We start from the raw sequence: 3,979 nt of genomic DNA on the forward strand, positions 1-3,979 counted from the left end.
CCAGATCCTCCGCGAACGGACGACCATTGAGATAGACGCTGTTGGCGTTGCGGATCAGGCCGCTGCGCGGCGAGATCGAGCCCGGAACGCCCAGGCCCAGCCGCGCGGCCCTGGTCCCGGCCATGGTCTCGGCGTCGGCCAGCAGGGCGGCGATCACCCCACGGCGCTGTCATAGTCGCCGGGATTAGGCTTGCGCACCCGGGCGACGAAGCGCCCCTCGGCGTCGAGGGCGGCGATCTCGATCTTGGTGCCGCCGAAGTCCACGCCAAAGCGGATCATGCCAGCAACTCGGCTTCGATGGCGAGCTGGAGGTCGCTCCACAGGTCGATGCGGGTGTGGCGGTCGGGGGCGGTGGGGGCCAGGGGCCGCAGGCGCTCGTCGGCGACCATCTGGAACCGCCGCACCCCGGGGGCGCTGGCGGCCACCGAGTCGAGCTGCGGCAGCAGGTCGTCGATGAACACCGCGCCCTGGGTCGTTCGCCCGGCCAGTTCGGCGGCCGCCGGCCCCTTGGGCCCGCTGTTGATCACCAGGGGATAGTCGAAGCCGTGAGTCTTGAGCCAGCGGGCCCGGGTCTGGCGGCCGTGTTCGGGGGCGTTGGTCAGGATCACCACCCCGGCCCGGGTCGACAGGCTGGCCAGGGCGTCGGCGGCCCCGACGGCCGGCGGCAGGTCCTCGCCGCCGTCGCGGAAGAAGTCGTCGAACAGGGCCTTGCCGGCGATCAGGTCGATATGCTGCGTCTCGCCCGGCCGGTAGAGGTTCTGGAACAGGGCGAAGCGGTCGACCCGCAGCTCGAAGCCGTGGCGTTCCACGAAGGTCCCGAAGCCGCGCATGAACTGGGCCAGCACCTCGTCGACATCGACGATCACCAACGGCGCGCCGGCGTCGACGGCGCAGGACTGAAGGTCGGTGTATCGAGGTTCCATGATCTGCGATTGGCCGGTTTGAACGCGATTAGCGGGGGCTTAAGGATATTCGTGCGATCTGGGATCAGAAGCGTCGCGAATCCCTCATGCGCCGCCACGGACCGGAATGGTCGGGGTCAGGATGACGAAGAAGGTCCTCATCGTGGAGGATAATGAGCTGAACATGAAGCTCTTTCATGATCTGCTCGAAGCCCAGGGTTACGAGACCCTGCAAACCCGCGAGGGGCTGCAGGCGCTGTCCATCGCCCGTGAGCACCGTCCCGACCTGATCCTCATGGACATCCAGTTGCCCGAGATCTCGGGCCTGGAAGTGACCAAGTGGCTGAAGGAGGACGACGATCTGTCACATATCCCCGTCGTCGCCGTTACGGCATTCGCTATGAAGGGCGACGAGGAGCGTATTCGCGAAGGGGGTTGTGAGGCCTATATCTCCAAGCCCATCTCCGTGGCGCATTTTCTCGAGACCATCCGCCGTTTGCTGGAAAGGTAGGCCCTCGTGAGCGCGCGAATCCTGGTTGTCGACGACATCGAGGCCAATGTCCGCCTGCTCGAGGCCAAGCTTTCGGCTGAGTATTATCAGGTCTCCTGCGCCTATGACGGCCCCACGGCCCTGGCCATGGCCGCCGACCAGCTGCCCGACATCATCCTGCTCGACATCATGATGCCCGGCATGGACGGTTTCACCGTCTGCCGCCGCCTCAAGGAAGACCCGATCACCCGCCACATTCCCGTGGTGCTGGTCACAGCCCTCGACGGGCGCGCCGACCGCATCCAGGGCCTGGAGGCCGGGGCGTCGGACTTCCTGACCAAGCCCATCGACGACGTGATGCTGTTCGCCCGGGTGCGCAGCCTGACCCGTTTCAAGCTGGTGATCGACGAACTGCGCCAGCGCGAGGCCTCGGGCCGCCGCATCGGCGTGATCGCCGGCGCCGCCTCGCGTCTCGACGGCCTCGGCGGCCGGGTGCTGATCGTCGACGACAATGAACGCCAGGCCCAGCGCGTGGCCACCGAACTGGCGGTCGAGCACCGTCCGATCATCGAAACCGACACCGCCAAGGCCCAGATCACCGCCAGTGGACCGGTCGACCTGGTGATCATCAACACCGTGGCCAAGGCCTTTGACGGCCTGCGCTTCGCCGCGGCCCTGCGCTCGGACGAACGCACCCGTCACCTGCCGGTCCTGGCCATGGTCGATCCCGACGACCGGCCCCGCATCGTCAAGGCGCTGGAGATCGGCATCAATGACGTGCTGCCGCGCCCGATCGACCCGCAGGAGCTGTCGGCCCGGGTCAAGACCCAGATCCAGCGCAAGCGCTATACCGACTATCTGCGCCAGAACCTCGACAGCAGCCTGGAACTGGCGGTCACCGACCAACTGACGGGTCTGCATAACCGCCGCTACATGGCCGGACAGCTCGAGTCGCTGGTCAAGCGCGCCTCACTGGGCGGCGATCCGGTCGCGGCCCTGCTGATCGACATCGACCACTTCAAGAAGATCAATGACGGCTTCGGCCACGATGTCGGCGACGAGGTTCTGCGCGAGTTCGCCCTGCGTCTGGCCTCCAACGTCCGGGCCATCGATCTGCCCTGCCGCTATGGCGGCGAGGAGTTCACGGTGATCATGCCCGACACCGAACTCAACGACGCCCTGCGCATCGCCGAACGCATCCGCATGCACGTGGCCGGTTCGCCCTTCCGGGTGTCCGGCGGCAAGGACCTGCTGACCGTGACCATCTCGATCGGCGTCTCGGCCACCAGCGGCCCGCACGACACCCAGGAAGCCCTGCTCAAGCGGGCCGACGAGGCCGTCTATGAGGCCAAGGCCTCGGGCCGCAACGCGGTGGTCGGCAAGGCCGCCTGAGCGACCTGAACCCAGAATCAAAAACGCCCGGTGTTTCCACCGGGCGTTTTTTTGTGTCGTCCAGGATGACGCAAGATCTACTTGATCTTGCCTTCCTTGAATTCGACGACCGAGGCCTGCGTGCACTATTACGCCAACGGCAAGCAGTATCCGGCGGAGCTGGCGGCTCAGGTCGCGGCCGGCCTGGCCAAGGTCGAGCAGATCACCGGCAAGACCTTCGGCGACGTCGCCAACCCGCTGCTGGTCTCGGTGCGTTCCGGCGCCCGGGCCTCGATGCCGGGCATGATGGACACCGTGCTGAACCTGGGCCTCAACGACGAGACCGTCGAGGGCCTCGCCGTGCTCTCGGGCGACCGTCGCTTCGCCTATGACAGCTATCGCCGCTTCATCCAGATGTACTCCAATGTCGTGCTCGATCTGGAGCACCACATGTTCGAGGAGATCCTCGATGACCACAAGGATCGGCTCGACATCCATGTCGACACCGGCCTGACGGCCGACGACTGGGCCGCGGTGATCAAGGACTACAAGGCCGCCGTGCTGGAACAGCTGGGCAAGCCCTTCCCGCAGGACGCTCAGGAGCAGCTCTGGGGCGCCGTGGGCGCGGTGTTCGCCAGCTGGATGAACGACCGGGCCAAGTTCTATCGCCGCATGCACGACATCCCCGAGGCCTGGGGCACCGCCGTCAATATTCAGTCGATGGTGTTTGGCAATATGGGCGAGACCTCGGCGACGGGCGTGGCCTTCACGCGCAATCCGTCCAATGGCGACAACCGCCTCTATGGCGAGTTCCTGATCAACGCCCAGGGCGAAGACGTGGTGGCCGGCATTCGCACGCCCCAGTCCCTGACCAAGGCGGCCCGTGAGGAGATGGGCGACCAGACCCCCTCGATGGAAGAGGCGATGCCGGTGGTGTTCGCCCAGTTCAAGTCGGTGGTCGAGACGCTGGAGCGTCACTATCGCGACATGCAGGACATCGAGTTCACGGTCGAGCAGGGCGTGCTCTACATGCTGCAGACCCGTAACGGCAAACGCACCGCCAAGGCGGCGTTGAAGATCGCCGTCGACATGGCCGCCGAGGGCGTGATCTCGCGCGAGGAAGCCATCGGTCGGGTCGAGCCGGGCTCGCTGGATCAGCTTCTGCACCCGACCATCGACCCGTCGGCCGAGCGTGACGTGATCGCCGTCGGCCTGC

3 protein-coding genes and 2 pseudogenes are annotated in these 3,979 nt (G+C 66.2%); 3 read left to right on the plus strand and 2 right to left on the minus strand.

The window, feature by feature from the left end:
• Positions 1–279: pseudogene (locus CSW58_RS09040) on the minus strand (ROK family protein); the annotation flags it as partial.
• Entirely contained in the window at positions 276–923 is a 648-nt protein-coding gene (locus CSW58_RS09045) for a hypothetical protein (protein WP_099447066.1), read from the minus strand. The gene CSW58_RS09045 and the pseudogene CSW58_RS09040, both read right to left, overlap by 4 nt.
• 121 nt (positions 924–1,044) lie before the next feature.
• Between CSW58_RS09045 and divK the strand changes: the two genes are divergently transcribed.
• The 3 genes and pseudogenes from divK to CSW58_RS09060 all read left to right on the plus strand — a co-directional run.
• Positions 1,045–1,413 carry a cell-cycle response regulator DivK gene (gene divK, locus CSW58_RS09050; RefSeq protein WP_099447068.1) on the plus strand — a complete coding sequence of 123 codons (369 nt, stop codon included), beginning with the start codon at positions 1,045–1,047 and terminating at the stop codon, positions 1,411–1,413.
• A 6-nt stretch (positions 1,414–1,419) separates the two neighbouring features.
• On the plus strand, positions 1,420–2,784 hold the full coding sequence (locus tag CSW58_RS09055) for a PleD family two-component system response regulator (RefSeq protein WP_099447067.1): 1,365 nt from the start codon (positions 1,420–1,422) through the stop codon (positions 2,782–2,784).
• A 90-nt stretch (positions 2,785–2,874) separates the two neighbouring features.
• A pseudogene (locus CSW58_RS09060) lies at positions 2,875–3,979 on the plus strand (PEP/pyruvate-binding domain-containing protein); the annotation flags it as partial.

It is taken from the genome of Caulobacter sp. B11 (assembly GCF_002737765.1).
Taxonomy (GTDB): Bacteria; Pseudomonadota; Alphaproteobacteria; order Caulobacterales; family Caulobacteraceae; genus Caulobacter.

Bases quoted from the DNA above. Each gene is read 5' to 3' on its own strand.
- divK (WP_099447068.1), top strand. From the start codon at position 1,045: ATGACGAAGAAGGTCCTCATCGTGGAGGATAATGAGCTGAACATGAAG.
- CSW58_RS09045 (WP_099447066.1), bottom strand. From the start codon at position 923: ATGGAACCTCGATACACCGACCTTCAGTCCTGCGCCGTCGACGCCGGC.